Source organism: Enterobacter mori (assembly GCF_025244905.1).
Classification (GTDB): domain Bacteria; phylum Pseudomonadota; class Gammaproteobacteria; order Enterobacterales; family Enterobacteriaceae; genus Enterobacter; species Enterobacter mori_A.
Map to the genome: position 1 here is coordinate 4,574,505 of NZ_CP104285.1, position 19,909 is coordinate 4,594,413.

The following is a 19,909-nucleotide window of genomic DNA, read 5'->3' on the forward strand; positions in this document are numbered from 1 at the left end:
GGGCTCATGAGGAACGATGCGATGCAGTTATTTATCGGCTTTGACGTGGGGGGAACCCACATCAAACACGGCGTGATTGATGAAAACGGCAAGGAACTCACGTCCGATGAGTACGATACCCCTGAGGATGCAATCACATTCAAAGAGAAATGGAAAAGCGTTGTAGAAGAGTACCGGAAGGAAAATGACATTGTCGGCATCGGCGTCAGTTTTCCTGGCCATATTAACCACCATACCGGCGAAGCGGCAAAAGCGGGGGCGCTTGACTACCTTGATGGTGAAAACCTGTGCGAGCTGTTTAGCGGACTGACCGATCTTCCCGTTACCGTGGAAAATGACGCCAATTGTGCGGCACTGGGCGAACGCTGGCAGGGCGCAGGTAAAGACTACGAACATTTCGTCTGCATCACCCTCGGTACGGGCATTGGCGGGGGAATTGTGATGGAAGGCGATCTCTATCGCGGGTCGCATTACCGTGCTGGTGAATTTGGCGTGCTGCCCGTTGGGGACAAGGGCGAACCGATGCATGAGGTGGCCTCTGCCAGTGGTCTGATGAAAGCCTGCAGCCGTGCGCTGGCGCTGTCGGAAGACGAAATGCCCTACGGGGAAGAGCTGTTTAAACGTATGGAAAGTGACGTGCATCTGCGCGAAGCCATTGAAGCCTGGGCGCATTTTCTGTCGCGCGGCGTTTACAGCGTGATCTCGATGTTCGATCCCCAGGCAGTGCTGATAGGTGGCGGGATAAGCGAGCAGGAGAAAATTTATCTCCTGCTCGATAAATACCTACAGCGATTCGAGGAGTGGGAGGCCCTCAAGGTGCCTATTCTGCCCTGTGAACTGGGTAACCAGGCAGGACGACTGGGCGCGGTATGGCTGGCGAAGCAGAAACTCGCTCGTCATGCGTAACGCTTAAGGGAACAGCTGCGCGTCGCGAAGCAGATGGTCATTACCCCGGCGACGCGTAAACCCAATACGGTTGAAATATTCGAGGATCTGAATCGCCAGCTTGCGGCCCACGTTCAGCTGGTCACGGAAATCTGCCGCACAGGTTGATCCGCGAGCCTGATCCAACTCGCGGATCAGATTCGCGAACGCCACGATCCGATCGTTACGGTAATAACGATCTTTGACGATCGCCACAATCAGCCCCTGCTGTGCGGCATGACGCAATACCTGCCGCATCACCTGCTCGTCGGTATGGGTTTCACGCGCGAGATCGCGGACCCACCAGGGTTCATCGCCAAACAGCGGTGCCGTTTTTTGCCAGACCGCCTCTTGCTCAGCGGTAAAACCAGCCTTGTGATCCGGCAAATGCAGCCAGCCGTGATGGCTTTTAATCACCCCGCTTTCCCGCATGTTTTCAATAAGCAGCAGCACCAGCGCATCATCTTCCATCGGCAATGCCATGCGTCGCAGACGTTCACGCCCCGGACCGGGTTCATCCTGATGCTGTTCATGGTAGATAGCGAGCGTACTCAGTATCTTGCGCTGCCAGTGCGCGGCAACCGGCGCGTTCAGCATGTTGTTACCGGCCTGAATAAAGCCAGGCTCCTGGGTTAACTGGCGCAACCCTTCAGCGCTCAGCTGGCGCGCCCAGGCAAAATCAGCGAGATTCACCGCACCACGCTCGAGATGGACCCGCAGTGCGGCCTTGTCATCGCTGGCCTGCGTCAGTGCCACCAGACACTGCAGGTACTCTGGCTTACGCTTGCCACGTCGTGGCGGATTGAGCGTCACCACGCGCGCCCCGGCCAACGTCTCCCGCGCCGCGATATCGCGCAGCACCAGGCGGTCGTTATCCGCAAGCCAGAGCGGCGCATCGAACACCAGCTCGGCGAGATCGTTTTCCAGCAATGATACGCGTCCGGTGATATGACTGGCCGCATGGTGTATATGCAGCGGCTGCCATTGGGTCAGCGGCGCATGGGTCTGAAGAGAAACAATGACCCGTCCGGAAGGCTCAGGCGGGGCGTCAGCCAGCAGCCAGTCGCCACGGTTGATGGCATCTTTTTCAGCATCCCCGGCGATGTTCAGCGCAATACGCTGCCCGGCATGGGCATGCTCAGTGGGTTGATTTTGCGCATGTAACCCACGCACGCGCATTGGTTTATTCACTCCCGTCAGCCAGAGCGTATCACCTACATTTACTTCACCACTCAGCGCGGTGCCGGTCACCACCAGTCCCGCACCTTTTACGGTAAAGGCCCGGTCAATGGCCAGACGAAAGCGGTGATGGCTGGCGTGTCCGCGTGACGTAAGCTGCAGTAAACGATCGCGAAGTTCGTCAATACCGCGCCCTTCTGTCGCCACGGTGACAAACAGCGGTGCATCAGCAAAACCGTATTGACGCAGGGTTGCCTGTACTTCATCGCGCACCTCATTCAGGCGCGCCTCATCCACGCGATCGGCTTTCGTGAGTGCGACGGTTAACTGCGGGTTGCCCGTCAGCTGCAGGATCGCAAGATGTTCACGCGTTTGCGCCATCACGCCGTCATCGCAGGCGACCACCAGCAGGGCATGGTCAATCCCCCCCACCCCTGCGAGCATGTTGGAGAGAAATTTTTCATGTCCCGGTACATCAATGAAGCCCAGCACGCGGCCATCGGGCTGCGGCCAGTAGGCATAACCCAGATCGATGGTCATGCCGCGCTTTTTCTCTTCCGGCAGGCGATCGGCGTTAATGCCGGTAATGGCCTGCAACAGCGTCGTTTTTCCATGGTCGACATGACCGGCGGTGGCAATAATCATTTCAACAGCATCTCCAGAAATCGCGCTTCATCTTCAAGACAGCGTAAATCCAGCCACATTCGGCCATCGTAAATACGGCCAATCACGGGCGTCGGCAGCGCACGCCAGCGCGCCGACAGCGCCTCAAGGTGGCTACCGCGTCCATCACGCGGCGTGAAGGTCAGCGCTTCGCTCGGCAGCCTGTCTACCGGCAGCGATCCACTGCCTATCTGCGACTGGCAGGGCTCAATGCGCACGGCAAAATCGGGATAATGCGGCGCAACCTGCGGCAACAGTAATTCAGCCTGCGCGCGAATCGAGGCGGCGTCACGGCCCAGCAGGCGCAGCGTAGGCAGGCGCTCGGCCAGCTTCTCCGGATGCAGGTAGAGCCGCAGAGTCGCTTCCAGCGCGGCAAGCGTCATTTTATCGGCGCGTAAAGCGCGCTTCAGCGGATGTTGCTGCAGCTGGGCTATCAGCTCGCGCTTGCCGACGATAATCCCCGCCTGCGGCCCGCCCAGCAGTTTGTCGCCGGAGAAGCTCACCAGGCTCACGCCAGCGGCAATCATCTCCTGCGGCATGGGTTCTTTTGGCAGACCGTACTGGCTTAAATCCACCAGCGAACCGCTGCCGAGATCGGCAATCACCGGCACATTCAGCTCGCGACCCATCGCCGCCAGTTCCGCTTCATCAACGGTTTTGGTAAAGCCTTCTATATGGTAATTGCTGGTGTGGACCTTCATCAGCAGCGCGGTATTTTCATTCACCGCCGCGCGGTAGTCTTTAGCATGCGTGCAGTTAGTTGTGCCGACTTCATGCAGCGTACAGCCCGCCTGACGCATCACGTCCGGAATACGAAACGCTCCGCCAATCTCCACCAGCTCGCCGCGGGAAACCACCGCCTCTTTGCCGCTGGCGGTCGCCGCCAGCATCAGCAGTACCGCTGCCGCGTTGTTATTTACAATGCAGGCATCTTCCGCGCCGGTCAGCTGGCATAGCAGCTCCGCCAGTGCCCGGTCGCGGTGTCCGCGCCCTGCGCCGTCCAGATCGTACTCCAGCGTCACCGGCGAGCGCATAGCCTGCACGACCGCAGCGACCGCCTCTTCAGCCTGTTGCGCGCGCCCCAGGTTGGTATGCAGCACGGTCCCCGTCAGATTGATGACCGGCCGTAACGCGCTTTGCGTTTTCTCTGCCAGCCTTCTCTGCGCTTCCTCTCCCCACTGCTCACACCAGGCGGGCAGCGCATTTTCAGCCTGAATATGGCGTCGGGCTTCGTCCTGAAGCTGGCGTAGCATGTCGACCGTCGCGGTATGGCCGAATTGACCCAGAGCGGTTTGAATGCACGGTTCGCGAAGCAGACGATCGGTGGCAGGAATTTGGCTGTAGAGGGAATGATGAGTAGTCATAATGCGCCCGGCGAGTAAATATCTTCCCCCCTCCCGACGGGAGAGGGAGTTAACATGTGACGGGATTGTACCGCCTCCTGGCGGGAAGTGTTATATCCCGCATCAAGCCTTTGGCGGTTCGGTACGGGCAAAGCTCTCGCGCTGACAAAGCGTTTCGGTGAGCTTCACCAGCAACGGACGGTTGACGCACCATCCCGGGGAAACGTGGCGGAAGTTGAGATAACCAATGGCACAAACGATGGCAATGGTTGCCAGATCCACACTATCGATCTGAATTTTCCCTTCCCGGAGGAGCTGCTCGCACCTGTCCAGGCTGCGGTTGATTTTTTCACGCTGGCGCAGCAGTTCCGTTTCCGACTGCTGTGCAGCTGGCCGTGCCTGCTCGCGCACGGAGGTTAATGCCGCATCCATGATGCCATCTGCCAGCGCTTCGATTTGCTTCATGGCCAGCGCCGCTTTTGGATCGGCCGGTAGCATGGCTGGCGCAACGCCGAGTTGTTCGACGTATTCCGCAATAATCGGCGAATCAAACCAGCATTCCCCCTCATCGGTCACCAGTGCAGGGACTTTGCCCAACGGGTTGTACTGCGCTACGCCATTGTCGGCGCTGTAGGGCTGTTCATTGACGAATTCAAATTCAATCCCTTTCTCCAGCAGGAGAATCGAGATTTTACGCACGAAGGGACTGGTATAGCTGCCGATGAGTTTCATTGCCTGCTCCTGAATGCTCACAAAGAGGTCAGTATGGATCAAGCAGCGAAAAAAGGCAGGTATGCATATCGCATTCCTGCCTCGGGAGAGATTAGTGATCGAGGTAGAGGTAGTGCATCCAGCTGGTCATACGTAACAGGACCTTACGCATCACCGAGACGTGGGCAAAGTGGTCGGAATAGACCGCCACCTGGGCATAGATACCGTCAGGCAGAGCATCGACGTCCGCGTTCGGCTCCAGCTCGATAAGCGCCTGCACGCCATCGGTGCCCGGCACGACCGTCAGCGCCTGCAGCGCTCCCTGCGCCTGGTAAGTCCCTCCCGGCACCACCGGCAGGACGCTGGTGAGTTTACCGGTGAACACCTGGCCTGGCAGTGCGTTAAACACCACTTCCGCTTCGTCGCCCGGTTTCAAACGCAGTAACGAGTTCTGACGGAACTGCGCCACGATTTGACGTTTCTGTTCCGGGATGAAAACCATCACCGGACGCAGCGGCAGCGCGGCGGCATAGGTACCCGGACGGATCAGCACCTGGGTGATATACCCATTGCTTGGCGCGCGTACCACGGTCTGATCGAGGTTATAGGTGGCTTCCGCCAGCTGGGCGCGCAGGGAGGCAATCTGCGACTGTTCGCCATTCACCATGCTGTCTAACTGGCTTTGAATCTGCGTTTGTTCGGCAACGGAGCCTTTCACCATCGCATCCTGTGCCAGGTAGTTCTGACGCGCGTTGTCGATATCGCTTTCAGAGAACGGATTCACCTTCGCCTGGCTGCCTTTCAGGTAGCGCTGATAATCTTTAAACAGACGGTCACGTTCAGCGGACACACGTGTCGTATTAGCGACCGCTTCCGACAGCTGTGCTTTCAGATTGTCGATATTGTGCGTGGCGGTCACCAGGTCAGCCTTCAGCCTGTCGACGCGCGCCTGATAGCGGCCCGGATCCAGTTTAAATAACACTTCGCCTTTTTTAATAAGCTGGTTATTTTTATCGGTCACTTCCGTGACGATTCCCGTCACCTGCGGCGTAATCGGAATGGAAATAACCGCTTTTTGCGCCGTAAAGGTATACGGGTGGTTATAGTTCATTAATAAGATAAGGCCCGCGACAATAAATACCCCACCCAGGGTTGCGGTGGCGAGCGTCCATTGGTTGACCGGAATACGAAATATTTTAAAGATGGCCCATGCAAAGGCCACATAGGTCAGAATAATTAACAAATCCATGATCAGCGCTCCAGCGTATTTTTATCGGCAACGGGTTGCACTGCGGCCAGTTTTTGCTCGAGTTCGGCTACGCGTTGGGTCAGAGCATCCATACCCGGCACCTCATCCGGTTTTGAGAGATGGTTCTGCATACCCCAGCCGCGATCTTCCCGATACAACGTGGCCCAAATCCACAAAAACGGCCAAATGGCGTGGAGCGTAAACAGGCTTATCCACCCCGCCGTATGGATAGCATCGGCATGGGGATGGTTTCGTTTTTTCGCCATATTATAAGGGATGTCATGAATAGCGATGATTCCGTAAAACAGAACCAGGAACACAAAAATCAATACACCCAGCGCAAAATAGTTGAGAAACATATTCTCCTCACTTAAACAACGTCAACTCATTAAATTAATAAAACAGTGCGCAGTCTAATTAATTTATTTTTAAACAAAAGAACAACGTTAGTTATTTCAAAGGCGGGGAGTATCGGTTTTTATAATATCTCCATGCAAGTTTATAAGCGTTTCAAAATATATCCTGAATAATAATATACTTAACCTTACATTATGAGCGTAATCTACCTTTTCCTTTTTCGCCATACCACATCTTAAAAGTGGTTTTTTAGCTTTCCGTGTTGCTTGCTTTCATCCTGGCGTCGAATGGCAAAACAAAGTTTGCCGGGGATCACATGCAGACAAATCTGCATAAAAATATTTTGTGAATCCAGTCACATCTCAGAAACAAACACGCGGCGAACAAATGTGACTTCAATCACAAAATAGGGGTGATTTTGCTTCTTTTCTACGCGTTGTATTTATTTTACACACTAATTTTGTGATGAAGATCACTTCATTATTCTCCCCACCCCCTACATTTACGTGACTGAGATCACACAATTTTTCGCTGTCTGGACAGTTGAACGATTCAGTGCCAGATTTCACAGCATCAGAACAGGGTCCGGCTACCTCTGCCGCCACACATTAACGATAAACCTCGGGCCGCAAGCCTAAGCGTAAACATAAGAAGGGGTGTTTTATGTCATCCGATTTCAAGATCAAAGTTCAAAGCTTTGGTCGTTTTCTCAGCAACATGGTGATGCCAAATATCGGCGCGTTTATCGCGTGGGGTATCATCACTGCATTGTTCATTCCGACAGGGTGGTTGCCTAACGAAACGCTGGCGAAACTTGTTGGTCCAATGATTACCTATCTGCTGCCGCTGCTCATCGGTTATACCGGTGGTCGTCTGGTCGGCGGTGACCGTGGTGGCGTAGTGGGTGCTATCACGACCATGGGTGTTATCGTCGGTGCGGATATGCCGATGTTCCTCGGTGCCATGATTGCCGGTCCTCTGGGCGGCTGGGCGATTAAGAAATTTGACGTCTGGGTTGATGGCAAGATCAAATCCGGCTTCGAAATGCTGGTGAACAACTTCTCTGCGGGCATCATCGGGATGATCCTCGCGATTCTGGCGTTCCTCGGCATTGGCCCTGCGGTTGAAGTGCTGTCCAAAATTCTGGCGGCGGGCGTTAACTTCATGGTTGCGCACGACATGCTGCCGCTGGCGTCTATCTTTGTTGAACCGGCGAAAATCCTGTTCCTCAACAACGCCATCAACCACGGTATCTTCTCACCGCTGGGAATTCAGCAGTCCCATGACCTCGGCAAGTCCATCTTCTTCCTGATTGAAGCGAACCCGGGTCCGGGTATGGGCGTTCTGCTGGCGTACATGTTCTTTGGTCGTGGCAGCGCTAAGCAGTCTGCGGGCGGCGCGGCTATCATCCACTTCCTGGGCGGTATCCACGAAATTTACTTCCCGTACGTGCTGATGAACCCACGTCTGATCCTGGCCGTTATCCTCGGCGGTATGACCGGCGTGTTCACCCTGAGCGTGCTGGGCGGTGGTCTGGTTTCTCCGGCGTCTCCGGGCTCCATCCTGGCGGTACTGGCGATGACCCCGAAAGGCGCCTACTTCGCTAACATCGCGGCGATCTGTGCGGCCATGGTGGTCTCCTTCGTGGTCTCCGCTATCCTGCTGAAAACCAGCAAAGTGAAAGAAGACGACGATATCGAAGCGGCAACCCGTCGTATGCATGACATGAAAGCGGAGTCCAAAGGCGCTACCCCGCTGGCAGCGGGCGATGTCTCTAACGACCTGAGCCACGTGCGTAAAATCATCGTTGCCTGTGACGCCGGTATGGGCTCCAGCGCAATGGGTGCGGGCGTGCTGCGTAAGAAAGTACAGGATGCGGGTCTGACCAATATCTCTGTCACTAACAGCGCGATTAACAACCTGCCGCCGGACGTTGACCTGGTGATCACGCACCGCGATCTGACCGAACGCGCCATGCGCCAGGTACCTCAGGCGCAGCACATTTCGCTGACTAACTTCCTCGACAGCGGCCTGTACACCAGCCTGACAGAGCGTCTGGTTGCGGCCCAGCGTCACGAAGACAATGAAGTCAAAGTGCGTAGCAGCCTGCAGGACAGCTTCGACGAGAGCAATGCTCACCTGTTCAAACTGGGTGCGGAAAACATCTTCCTCGGTCGTACCGCGACCAACAAAGAAGAAGCGATTCGCTTTGCCGGTGAGCAACTGGTGAAAGGCGGCTACGTTCAGCCAGAATACGTTGACGCAATGCTGGAACGTGAAAAACTGACCCCAACCTACCTGGGTGAATCCATCGCGGTTCCGCACGGTACGGTTGAAGCAAAAGACCGCGTGCTGAAAACGGGCGTGGTGTTCTGTCAGTACCCTGACGGCGTGCGCTTCGGTGAAGAAGAAGATGACATCGCCCGTCTGGTGATTGGTATTGCCGCACGCAACAACGAGCACATTCAGGTGATTACCAGCCTGACCAACGCGCTGGATGACGAAACCGTCATTGAGCGTCTGGCTAACACCACCAGCGTGGAAGAAGTCCTGGCTCTGCTCAACAAATAACAGCGCCTCTTCCCTCTCCCCTTCGGGGAGAGGGCTAGGGTGAGGGGGAGAAAGCTCCTCACCCCAGCCCTCTCGGGTAAAAACATTGATGAAGGTTAATACTATGAAAGCATTACATTTTGGCGCAGGTAACATTGGCCGTGGTTTTATCGGCAAACTGCTGGCAGACGCGGGCATTACGCTGACGTTTGCCGATGTGAACCAGGTGGTCCTGGATGCCCTGAATGCCCGTCATAGCTATCAGGTCCACGTAGTGGGTGAAAACGAGCAGGTTGAAACCGTGTCGGGCGTGAATGCGGTAAGCAGCATTGGCGACGACGTTATCGACCTGATTGCCAGCGTTGATCTGGTCACCACGGCGGTAGGCCCGGTGGTGCTTGAGCGTATCGCCCCGGCAGTGGCGAAAGGTCTGGCGAAGCGTAAAGCTCAGGGGAACGACGCTCCGCTGAACATCATCGCCTGCGAAAACATGGTGCGCGGCACCACGCAGCTGAAAGGCCACGTTCTGGCGGCTGTCGCTGACGAAGACAAAGCCTGGGTCGAAGCGCACGTCGGGTTTGTGGATTCCGCTGTGGACCGCATCGTTCCGCCGTCTGAATCCGCCACCAACGACCCGCTGGAAGTGACCGTTGAAACCTTCAGCGAGTGGATCGTCGATAAAACCCAGTTTAAAGGTACGCTACCAACCATCCCGGGGATGGAATTAACTGATAACCTGATGGCATTTGTCGAACGTAAACTCTTCACGCTGAACACGGGTCATGCTATAACCGCGTACCTCGGAAAATTGGCCGGTCATCAGACCATTCGTGACGCGATCCTCGATGAGAAGATCCGCGCGGTGGTTAAAGGGGCAATGGAAGAGAGCGGCGCGGTGCTGATCAAACGCTACGGTTTTGATGCTGATAAACACGCAGCATACATCCAGAAAATCCTCGGTCGTTTTGAAAACCCGTATCTGAAAGATGACGTTGAGCGCGTGGGTCGTCAGCCGCTGCGTAAACTGAGCGCGGGCGATCGCCTGATTAAGCCGCTGCTGGGCACGCTGGAATACGGCCTGTCGCACGCCAACCTGGTGAAAGGGATCGCGGCCGCAATGCACTACCGCAGCGAGCAGGATCCGCAGGCGATTGAGCTGGCTCAGCTGATTGATGACAACGGCGCGCAGGCTGCGCTGGCGCAGATTTCCGGTCTGGACGCCAACAGCGACGTGGTGGCGGAGGCGGTAAGCGCATATAACGCAACCAAATGATACAGAGTCCGGCGCAGGTTAACCTGCGCCCGAATAACAGATTGTCAGATATGCAGGCAATAATGGAACAAACCCAGGCCTTTGAAAACCGTGTGCTTGAGCGTCTGAATGCTGGCAAAACCGTACGAAGTTTCCTGATTGCCGCCGTCGAACTGTTAACCGAGGCGGTCAATATCCTGGTGCTTCAGGTGTTTCGCAAAGACGACTACGCGGTAAAATATGCTGTGGAACCGTTACTGGACGGAGACGGACCGCTGGGCGATCTTTCAGTGCGTCTGAAGCTGATTTACGGCCTTGGCGTGCTGAGCAGGCCAGAGTATGAAGACGCTGAATTGCTGATGGCGTTACGCGAAGAGTTAAATCATGACGGTAATGAGTACACCTTTACTGATGATGAAATTCTTGGGCCTTTCGGCGAATTACACTGCGTCACCGCACTGCCCCATGCGCCCCATTTTGATAACAGCGACCCTGAGCTGTACGCGATGCAAAAGCTGCGTTATCAACAGGTTGTCCGTTCCACCATGGTCCTTTCCCTGACTGAGCTGATTTCCCGAATCAGCTTAAAAAAAGCGTTTCAGAAGTAAGCCTGCTCACATTGGTGTATCCTTCCCTGTAAATTCCCCGTTTTCAGAGTTATTTGTCATGAAAGAAGTCGAAAAGAACGAAATTAAACGCCTGAGCGACCGCCTGGATCTGATCCGCCACCAGATGGCTGGCCTGTCACTGGTCGATTCCGCCGAGAAGTACGCCGAGCTGGAAAAAGAAGCCGCCACGCTGGAAACAGAAATCGAGCGCCTGCGCGAAGTAAAAGGTCAGAAGCTGAGCAAAGAAGCGCAGAAGCTGATGAACATGCCGCACCGCCGCGCGATTACCAAAAAAGAGCAGGCCGATATGGGCAAGCTGAAGAAAAGCGTCCGTGGCCTGGTGGTGGTACACCCGATGACCGAACTTGGTCGCGAAATGGGCCTGAAAGAGATGACGGGCTTTTGTAAGACGGCGTTTTGAACAATTTTCCCCCTCACCCTAACCCTCTCCCCAAAGGGGCGAGGGGACTGAACGGTGCGGTTTCTCCCTCTCCCCGTTGGAGAGGGCCAGGGTGAGGGCATCGGGCCACACTCCCGCTTCAAATTGGCCCAACCAATTCCCCTTTTCTTCCTTCCCTGGTTCACAATTCCGTTATTTTTGCTCACAAACTCATTGCCTACCCATAACATCTGGTTAACCATCTGTTGTCATTAACCCTACAACACAACATTGGCAGGACCACTTTTACACAACCTGTGACGCAGAGGTGAGCGGAGACTCACCCGCAGCGCAGGCTGTCTGGTCCCCAGGAGACCTGCATGAGCCTCTGGCAACAAAATTACGATCCGGCCGGAAATATCTGGCTGTCGAGCCTGATCGCATCGCTTCCGATCCTGTTCTTCTTCTTTGCGCTGATTAAGCTCAAGCTGAAGGGCTACCTTGCCGCAACGTACACCGTTGCCATCGCCCTGCTGGTGGCGCTGTTCTTCTACAAAATGCCGGTCGATCGCGCGCTGGCCTCCGTCGTCTATGGCTTCTTCTACGGCCTGTGGCCGATTGCGTGGATCATCATCGCCGCCGTTTTTGTCTACAAAATCTCGGTGAAAACCGGGCAGTTCGACATCATTCGCTCGTCGATTCTCTCCATCACGCCGGACCAGCGCCTGCAGATGCTGATTGTCGGCTTCTCCTTCGGGGCATTTCTGGAAGGTGCGGCAGGCTTTGGCGCACCGGTGGCGATTACCGCCGCGCTGCTGGTGGGTCTGGGCTTTAACCCGCTCTATGCCGCAGGCCTGTGCCTGATTGTGAATACCGCGCCGGTGGCCTTTGGCGCAATGGGGATCCCCATTCTGGTGGCCGGACAGGTCACCGGGCTGGACAGCTTCGAGATCGGGCAGATGGTCGGCCGCCAGCTGCCGTTCCTGACCATCATTGTGCTGTTCTGGATCATGGCGATTATGGACGGCTGGCGCGGCGTGAAAGAGACGTGGCCCGCAGTGATGGTCGCGGGCGGTTCGTTCGCCATTGCCCAGTATCTCAGCTCCAACTTCCTCGGCCCTGAACTGCCGGATATTATCTCCTCGCTGGTGTCGCTGGTCTGTCTGACGCTGTTCCTGAAACGCTGGCAGCCCGTGCGCATCTTCCGCTTTGCGGACATGGGCGCATCACACGTGGATCAGACCCTCGCCCGCACCGGCTATACCGCCGGGCAGATCGTCCGCGCCTGGTCACCTTTCCTGTTCCTGACCGCAACCGTCACACTGTGGAGCGTGCCGCCGTTTAAAGCGTTGTTTGCCCCGGGCGGTGCGCTGTATGACATGGTGATTAACATCTCCGTGCCGTTCCTCGACAAAATGGTCGCCCGTATGCCGCCAGTGGTGCACGACGCCACGCCGTATGCAGCAGTGTTCAAGTTTGACTGGTTCTCCGCCACCGGTACGGCCATCCTGTTTGCCGCTATCCTTTCCGTGGTGTGGCTGCGCATGAAGCCTGCCGCGGCAGTACAAACCTTTGCGGCGACGATTAAAGAGCTGATGCTGCCGATTTACTCCATCGGCATGGTGCTGGCGTTCGCGTTTATCTCGAACTACTCCGGCCTGTCGTCGACGCTGGCGTTAGCGCTGGCGCATACCGGCCACGCATTTACCTTCTTCTCGCCGTTCCTCGGCTGGCTGGGGGTGTTCCTGACCGGTTCAGATACCTCGTCTAATGCCCTGTTTGCCGCGCTTCAGGCAACGGCAGCCCAGCAAATTGGCGTGTCGGACGTCCTGCTGGTGGCCGCGAATACCACCGGCGGCGTGACCGGGAAAATGATCTCCCCACAATCCATCGCCATTGCCTGTGCGGCGGTGGGACTGGTCGGTAAAGAGTCGGATCTGTTCCGCTTTACCGTGAAACACAGCCTGATATTCACCTGCATGGTGGGCGTTATCACCACGCTGCAGGCCTATGTCTTAACCTGGATGATTCCATGATAGTGATGCCCAGACGCCTCTCCGACGAGATTGCCACTCGCGTGCGGGCGCTGATTGAAGAACAACATCTGGAAGCGGGCATGAAATTGCCCGCCGAACGCCACCTTGCCGCTCAGCTTGGCGTGTCGCGCAATTCACTGCGCGAGGCGCTGGCGACGCTGGTTAACGAAGGGGTGCTGCTGAGCCGTCGTGGCGGCGGCACTTTCGTGCGTTGGCAGCATGACGACTGGTCCGAGCAAAACATCGTCCAGCCGCTGAAAACGCTGATGGAAAACGACCCGGACTACAGCTTTGACATCCTCGAAGCGCGTCACGCCATCGAAACCAGCACCGCGTGGCACGCGGCGATGCGGGCGACCGAGGCCGACAAAGAGAAGCTCAAAGCCTGCTTCGAAGCCACGCAAAGCAGCGACCCGGACATCGCCTCGCAGGCGGACGTGCGTTTTCATCTGGCGATTGCCGAGGCGTCGCACAACGTCGTTCTGCTGCAGACCATGCGCGGGTTCTTCGACCTACTGCAATCCTCCGTGAAGCAGAGCCGCCAGCGCATGTATCTGGTCCCGCCGGTTTTTGCTCAGCTAACCGAACAGCACGAGGCGGTGCTCGACGCCATACTTGCGGGTGATGCCGAGGCCGCGCGTAAAGCGATGATGGCGCATCTCGGCTTCGTGCACACCACCATTAAACGATTCGATGAAGATCAGGCCCGACAGGCGCGCATTACCCGTCTGCCTGGCGACAACGATATTTCCAGGGAGAACAAAGCATGATTATTTCAGCAGCCAGTGACTATCGCGCCGCGGCGCAGCGCATTTTGCCCCCGTTCCTGTTCCACTACATCGACGGCGGGGCGTATGCCGAATACACCCTGCGCCGCAACGTGGAGGATCTGTCAGAAGTGGCCCTGCGCCAGCGCGTGCTGAAAAATATGTCTGACCTGAGCCTTGAGACAAAACTATTCAACGAGACGCTCTCCATGCCGGTGGCGCTTGCGCCTGTCGGTTTATGCGGCATGTACGCCCGCCGTGGCGAAGTGCAGGCAGCGGCAGCGGCGGACGCCAAGGGTATTCCGTTTACCCTCTCGACCGTTTCAGTTTGCCCGATTGAAGAAGTCGCGCCTACCATCAAGCGTCCGATGTGGTTCCAGCTGTACGTCCTGCGCGATCGCGGCTTTATGCGTAACGCGCTGGAGCGCGCCAAAGCGGCGGGCTGCTCTACGCTGGTCTTTACCGTCGATATGCCGACGCCCGGCGCACGCTATCGTGATGCCCACTCCGGCATGAGCGGCCCAAACGCCGCGCTGCGCCGCTACTGGCAGGCCGTCACCCACCCGCAGTGGGCGTGGGATGTGGGTCTGAACGGACGTCCACACGATCTGGGAAATATTTCAACCTATCTCGGCAAACCCACCGGACTGGAAGATTACATCGGCTGGCTGGCGAATAACTTCGATCCGTCCATCTCGTGGAAAGACCTGGAGTGGATCCGCGAATTCTGGGACGGCCCGATGGTGATCAAAGGGATCCTCGATCCGGAAGATGCCCGCGACGCGGTGCGCTTCGGCGCCGATGGGATCGTGGTCTCGAACCACGGCGGACGCCAGCTCGACGGCGTGCTCTCTTCTGCCCGCGCGCTGCCTGCTATCGCAGATGCAGTGAAAGGGGACATCGCGATTCTGGCCGACAGCGGCATTCGTAATGGGCTGGACGTGGTGCGCATGATTGCCCTGGGCGCAGACAGCGTGCTGCTGGGTCGTGCATACCTTTACGCGCTGGCCACCAGCGGTCAGGCGGGCGTGGCGAACCTGCTGAACCTGATCGAGAAAGAGATGAAGGTGGCGATGACGCTGACCGGTGCGAAGACGATTAGCGAGATCGGTAAAGATTCGCTGGTACAGGAATTGAGTAAACTGCCTGCGGCGCTGGCACCGCTGTCGCAAGGCAACGCTGCTTAAGGAGTTGTGCGGTCTGATCCCCTCACCCTGGCCCTCTCCCCAAAGGGGAAAGGGGATGCTATTCTGCCCCCGCAATTAAGGGGGCAGCATGCTTAACATCGTTTTATTCGAACCAGAAATTCCACCCAATACCGGCAACATCATCCGACTGTGCGCCAACACCGGTTTTCGCCTGCATATCATTGAGCCGATGGGCTTCACGTGGGACGACAAGCGCCTGCGTCGCGCGGGGCTGGATTACCATGAATTTACTGCCGTCGTTCGCCATCACGATTACGCCACGTTTCTGGAAGCCGAAAAACCGCAGCGCATGTTCGCCCTGACCACCAAAGGCACCCCAGCACACAGCGCCGTGAGCTATCAGGACGGGGATTATCTGATGTTTGGCCCGGAAACACGCGGCCTGCCGGCCACCATTCTTGATGCCTTGCCAGCCGAGCAAAAAATTCGTATTCCGATGATGCCGGACAGCCGCAGCATGAATCTGTCGAATGCGGTGTCGGTAGTAGTGTATGAGGCGTGGCGCCAGTTGGGATACCCGGGCGCGGTACTGCGTAGCTGAAACATATCGGGTGGCTTTCGCCACCCGATTGATTACGCTTAACCTGCTACCGCGATACGTTTCATATCGGTCATGTAGCCGCGCAGCTTCTGGCCCACTTTCTCGATTTCGTGGCTGCGGATCGCGTCGTTTACGTCACGCAGCTGCGCGTTGTCAACCGCACCTTCCGCAATCGCTTTGCCCAGATCGCCTGCCTGCAGAGAGGTCATAAACTCTTTCAGCAGCGGTACGCAGGCGTAAGAGAACAGGTAGTTACCGTATTCTGCGGTATCAGAGATAACCACGTTCATTTCATACAGACGCTTACGGGCGATGGTGTTCGCGATAAGCGGCAGTTCGTGCAGTGATTCATAGTATGCAGACTCTTCGATGATGCCGGAATCCACCATGGTTTCGAATGCCAGCTCAACGCCTGCTTTCACCATCGCGATCATCAGTACGCCTTTATCGAAGTACTCCTGCTCGCTGATTTTGCCGTCGAACTGTGCCGCGTTTTCAAACGCGGTTTTACCGGTCTCTTCGCGCCAGGTCAGCAGGTTTTTATCGTCGTTCGCCCAGTCCGCCATCATGCCGGAAGAGAACTCGCCGGAGATGATGTCGTCCATGTGTTTCTGGAACAGCGGTGCCATGATGGTTTTCAGCTGTTCAGACAGCGCGTAAGCACGCAGTTTTGCCGGGTTGGACAGACGGTCCATCATCAGCGTAATGCCGCCCTGCTTCAGCGCTTCGGTGATGGTTTCCCAGCCGAACTGAATCAGTTTTTCCGCGTAGGACGGGTCGGTGCCTTCTTCCACCAGCTTGTCAAAGCACAGCAGAGAACCGGCCTGCAGCATGCCGCACAGAATGGTCTGCTCGCCCATCAGGTCAGATTTCACTTCAGCAACGAAGGACGATTCCAGAACGCCCGCACGGTGGCCGCCGGTCGCCGCTGCCCATGCCTTGGCAATCGCCATGCCTTCGCCTTTCGGATCGTTTTCCGGGTGAACCGCGATCAGGGTCGGCACGCCGAAGCCGCGTTTGTACTCTTCGCGGACTTCGGTACCCGGGCACTTCGGCGCCACCATCACTACGGTGATGTCTTTACGGATCTGCTCGCCCACTTCAACGATGTTGAAGCCGTGAGAGTAACCCAGCGCGGCGCCGTCTTTCATCAGCGGCTGTACGGAACGCACAACGTCTGAGTGCTGCTTGTCTGGCGTCAGGTTAACCACCAGATCCGCCTGCGGGATCAGCTCTTCGTAGGTACCCACTTTGAAGCCGTTTTCGGTCGCTTTACGCCAGGAAGCACGCTTCTCAGCAATCGCTTCTTTACGCAGGGCGTAAGAGATATCCAGCCCGGAGTCACGCATGTTCAGGCCCTGGTTCAGACCCTGTGCGCCACAGCCGACGATGACCACTTTTTTACCCTGAAGGTAGCTCGCGCCATCGGCAAATTCATCGCGCGCCATGAAGCGGCATTTGCCCAGCTGCGCCAGCTGCTGGCGCAAGTTCAGTGTATTAAAGTAGTTAGCCATGGGTGATACCTCGTGATGTTGTGTGTCTTATTGTTCGGTTCGCGTTTCAGCGAGAATGTACCCACATTACAACAGGAAATTTATTGCGGAAATTGATATATTCACAACGTCACGTTGCAATTTTTGCAATGTAAAAAGAGGGAGTGGAATCGGTGGATTTACGCGATCTGAAAATGTTCCTGCATCTGGCGGAAAGCCGCCACTTTGGCCGCAGCGCCCGGGCGATGCACGTCAGCCCCTCCACGCTTTCACGCCAGATCCAGCGCCTTGAGGAAGACCTCGGCCAGCCCCTTTTTGTGCGCGATAACCGCACCGTCACCCTCACCGAAGCCGGTGAAGAGCTGCGCGTCTTTGCCCAGCAGACCTTGTTGCAGTACCAGCAACTGCGACACACCATCGACCAGCAAGGACCGTCGCTTTCCGGCGAGCTGCATATTTTCTGCTCCGTGACCGCCGCCTATAGCCATCTGCCGCCCATCCTCGATCGCTTTCGCGCGGAACATCCGTCGGTCGAAATTAAGCTCACGACCGGTGATGCCGCAGATGCGATGGAAAAAGTGGTAACGGGCGAAGCGGATCTCGCCATTGCCGGAAAGCCCGAAACCCTGCCGGGCGCAGTGGCGTTCTCGATGCTGGAAAATCTGGCGGTGGTGCTGATTGCCCCCGCGCTGCCCTGCCCGGTGCGTAATCAGGTGTCGGTGGAAAAACCGGACTGGTCCACGGTGCCGTTTATCATGGCCGATCAGGGCCCGGTTCGCCGCCGCATTGAGCTGTGGTTCCGCCGTCAGAAGATCAGCAACCCGTCAATTTACGCCACGGTCAGCGGCCATGAGGCGATGGTGTCTATGGTGGCGCTGGGCTGCGGCGTGGCGCTGCTGCCGGAAGTGGTGCTGGACAACAGCCCGGAACCGGTACGCAATCGCGTGATGATTCTGGAGCGCAGCGACGAGAAGACGCCGTTTGAGCTTGGCGTGTGTGCACAAAAAAAGCGGCTGCATGAGCCGCTTATTGATGCGTTCTGGACGATATTGCCCAATCATTAGAGTCGGGTGGCGCTTCGCTTACCCGACCTACGATCCGATTACCCTGCGAGGAAGAAGCGGAACGCCGGGTTGTGGGTTTCGTCATGACACTCATAGCCCAGCTCGTTCAGCCGCGTTTCGAAATCCGGCTCGTGCTCGCCCAGTTCGAACGCCGCCAGCACGCGGCCATAGTCGGTGCCGTGGCTGCGGTAGTGGAACAGGGAGATGTTCCAGTGCGTTCCAAGAGTGTGCAGGAACTTGAGCAACGCGCCCGGCGATTCCGGGAACTCAAAGCTGAACAGACGTTCCCTGAGCGGCTTCGATGGACGCCCACCGACCATGTAACGCACGTGCAGCTTCGCCATCTCGTCGTCAGAGAGATCGACTACGCTGTAGCCACCCTCATGCAGCAGGTTGAGGATCTCTTTGCGCTCCTCCACGCCGCGGCTCAGGCGCACGCCGACAAAAATACAGGCGTCTTTGGCATCGGCAAAACGGTAGTTAAACTCCGTCACCGAACGACCGCCCAGCAGCTGGCAGAACTTCAGGAAGCTGCCCTTCTCTTCCGGAATGGTCACCGCCAGCAGGGCTTCACGCTGCTCGCCCAGCTCACAGCGCTCGGAAACGTAGCGCAGACCGTGGAAGTTCACGTTCGCACCGGAAAGCACGTGCGCCAGACGCTCGCCGCGGATGTTGTGCTGCGCGATGTATTTTTTCATGCCCGCCAGCGCCAGCGCGCCGGACGGTTCCGCCACTGCACGCACATCCTCGAACAGATCCTTCATTGCCGCGCAGATCGCATCGCTATCAACCGTGACGATATCGTCAAGATATTCCTGGCACAGGCGGAAGGTTTCATCCCCGATGCGCTTCACCGCCACGCCCTCGGCAAACAGCCCGACGCGCGGCAGGTCTACCGGATGACCCGCATCCAGCGCCGCCTTCAGGCAGGCAGAGTCTTCCGCTTCAACGGCGATGACCTTGATCTGCGGCATCAGCTGTTTGATCAACACCGCCACGCCTGCGGCTAAGCCACCGCCGCCTACCGGGACGAAGACGCGGTCAAGATGGGCATCCTGCTGCAGCAGTTCAAGCGCCAGCGTGCCCTGACCGGCAATCACCATCGGGTGATCAAACGGCGGTACCCAGGTGAAACCCTGCTGCTGCGCCAGCTCGATCGCTTTGGCTTTTGCTTCGTCGAAGTTGGCACCGTGGAGCAGCACTTCACCGCCGAAACCGCGCACCGCATCGACTTTGATGTCTGCGGTAGCAACCGGCATCACGATCAGCGCCTTCAGCCCTAAACGGGCAGACGAGAACGCCACGCCCTGGGCGTGGTTGCCCGCCGACGCGGTAATCACCCCGCGCGCCTTCTGCTCGTCGGTCAGCCCGGCCATCATCGCGTAGGCGCCGCGCAGCTTGAAGCTGTGCACCGGCTGACGGTCTTCGCGCTTCACCAGAATCACGTTATCGAGGCGAGAAGAGAGTTTTTCCATTTTCTGCAGGGGCGTGACCTGCACCGCTTCATAGACCGGCGCGCGTAGCACCGCTCTCAGGTATTCCGCCCCCTCAGGGGCGGCGGATAAGGGTTGCGACTCAGCCATCG

The 19,909-nt window shown here is 57.1% G+C and carries 17 protein-coding genes; 10 read left to right on the forward strand and 7 right to left on the reverse strand.

Annotated features, from left to right (window positions below):
• The first annotated feature begins 21 nt into the window (after positions 1-21).
• Positions 22-906 carry an ROK family protein gene (locus N2K86_RS21645; RefSeq protein WP_260659927.1) on the forward strand — a complete coding sequence of 295 codons (885 nt, stop codon included), beginning with the start codon at positions 22-24 and terminating at the stop codon, positions 904-906.
• 3 nt (positions 907-909) lie between these two features.
• Here N2K86_RS21645 and selB read toward each other — a convergent pair whose 3' ends face one another.
• From selB to N2K86_RS21670, 5 genes are all read right to left on the reverse strand, one after another.
• Positions 910-2,748, reverse strand: coding sequence for a selenocysteine-specific translation elongation factor (selB, locus tag N2K86_RS21650; RefSeq protein WP_260659928.1), 1,839 nt, complete (start codon positions 2,746-2,748; stop codon positions 910-912).
• Positions 2,745-4,130 (reverse strand): L-seryl-tRNA(Sec) selenium transferase, encoded by a 1,386-nt coding sequence (gene selA, locus N2K86_RS21655; protein WP_260659929.1) that lies wholly within the window; start codon positions 4,128-4,130, stop codon positions 2,745-2,747. Before selA ends, selB begins: the two co-directional genes overlap by 4 nt.
• 102 nt (positions 4,131-4,232) lie before the next feature.
• Entirely contained in the window at positions 4,233-4,841 is a 609-nt protein-coding gene (locus N2K86_RS21660) for a glutathione S-transferase (RefSeq protein WP_260659930.1), read from the reverse strand.
• 91 nt (positions 4,842-4,932) lie between these two features.
• Entirely contained in the window at positions 4,933-6,069 is a 1,137-nt protein-coding gene (locus tag N2K86_RS21665) for an HlyD family secretion protein (protein WP_089599703.1), read from the reverse strand.
• Positions 6,070-6,071: 2 nt separating this feature from the next.
• The gene (locus tag N2K86_RS21670; RefSeq protein ID WP_260659931.1) at positions 6,072-6,428 is read right to left on the reverse strand and encodes a DUF3302 domain-containing protein; all 357 of its coding nucleotides are present in this window, start codon (positions 6,426-6,428) and stop codon (positions 6,072-6,074) included.
• A gap of 661 nt (positions 6,429-7,089) precedes the next feature.
• On the opposite strand from N2K86_RS21670, the gene N2K86_RS21675 reads away from it, so the two are divergent.
• The 8 genes from N2K86_RS21675 (at position 7,090) to trmL (ending at position 15,767) form a co-directional block, all read left to right on the forward strand.
• Positions 7,090-8,997, forward strand: coding sequence for a PTS mannitol transporter subunit IICBA (locus N2K86_RS21675; RefSeq protein ID WP_260659932.1), 1,908 nt, complete (start codon positions 7,090-7,092; stop codon positions 8,995-8,997).
• Between the two features lie 103 nt (positions 8,998-9,100).
• Positions 9,101-10,249, forward strand: coding sequence for a mannitol-1-phosphate 5-dehydrogenase (gene mtlD / locus N2K86_RS21680; protein WP_260659933.1), 1,149 nt, complete (start codon positions 9,101-9,103; stop codon positions 10,247-10,249).
• Positions 10,246-10,836, forward strand: a complete 591-nt coding sequence (gene mtlR / locus N2K86_RS21685) for a mannitol operon repressor MtlR (protein ID WP_260659934.1) — start codon at positions 10,246-10,248, stop codon at positions 10,834-10,836. The genes mtlD and mtlR overlap by 4 nt, the downstream gene beginning before the upstream one ends.
• Before the next feature lie 58 nt (positions 10,837-10,894).
• Positions 10,895-11,257 carry a YibL family ribosome-associated protein gene (locus N2K86_RS21690; RefSeq protein ID WP_010436679.1) on the forward strand — a complete coding sequence of 121 codons (363 nt, stop codon included), beginning with the start codon at positions 10,895-10,897 and terminating at the stop codon, positions 11,255-11,257.
• Positions 11,258-11,595: 338 nt separating this feature from the next.
• Positions 11,596-13,251: an L-lactate permease gene (gene lldP, locus N2K86_RS21695; protein ID WP_260659935.1), complete on the forward strand. Its 1,656-nt coding sequence runs from the start codon at positions 11,596-11,598 to the stop codon at positions 13,249-13,251.
• Positions 13,248-14,021 carry a transcriptional regulator LldR gene (gene lldR / locus N2K86_RS21700; protein WP_260659936.1) on the forward strand — a complete coding sequence of 258 codons (774 nt, stop codon included), beginning with the start codon at positions 13,248-13,250 and terminating at the stop codon, positions 14,019-14,021. Before lldP ends, lldR begins: the two co-directional genes overlap by 4 nt.
• Positions 14,018-15,205 carry an FMN-dependent L-lactate dehydrogenase LldD gene (gene lldD, locus N2K86_RS21705; RefSeq protein WP_260659937.1) on the forward strand — a complete coding sequence of 396 codons (1,188 nt, stop codon included), beginning with the start codon at positions 14,018-14,020 and terminating at the stop codon, positions 15,203-15,205. The genes lldR and lldD overlap by 4 nt, the downstream gene beginning before the upstream one ends.
• A gap of 88 nt (positions 15,206-15,293) precedes the next feature.
• Entirely contained in the window at positions 15,294-15,767 is a 474-nt protein-coding gene (gene trmL, locus N2K86_RS21710; protein ID WP_010436675.1) for a tRNA (uridine(34)/cytosine(34)/5-carboxymethylaminomethyluridine(34)-2'-O)-methyltransferase TrmL, read from the forward strand.
• A gap of 38 nt (positions 15,768-15,805) precedes the next feature.
• Here trmL and ilvC read toward each other — a convergent pair whose 3' ends face one another.
• The gene (gene ilvC / locus N2K86_RS21715) at positions 15,806-17,281 is read right to left on the reverse strand and encodes a ketol-acid reductoisomerase (protein WP_260659938.1); all 1,476 of its coding nucleotides are present in this window, start codon (positions 17,279-17,281) and stop codon (positions 15,806-15,808) included.
• Positions 17,282-17,433: 152 nt separating this feature from the next.
• On the opposite strand from ilvC, the gene ilvY reads away from it, so the two are divergent.
• On the forward strand, positions 17,434-18,324 hold the full coding sequence (gene ilvY / locus N2K86_RS21720; RefSeq protein WP_238460512.1) for an HTH-type transcriptional activator IlvY: 891 nt from the start codon (positions 17,434-17,436) through the stop codon (positions 18,322-18,324).
• A gap of 38 nt (positions 18,325-18,362) precedes the next feature.
• Here ilvY and ilvA read toward each other — a convergent pair whose 3' ends face one another.
• Entirely contained in the window at positions 18,363-19,907 is a 1,545-nt protein-coding gene (gene ilvA, locus N2K86_RS21725; RefSeq protein ID WP_024907958.1) for a threonine ammonia-lyase, biosynthetic, read from the reverse strand.
• Positions 19,908-19,909: the final 2 nt, after the last annotated feature.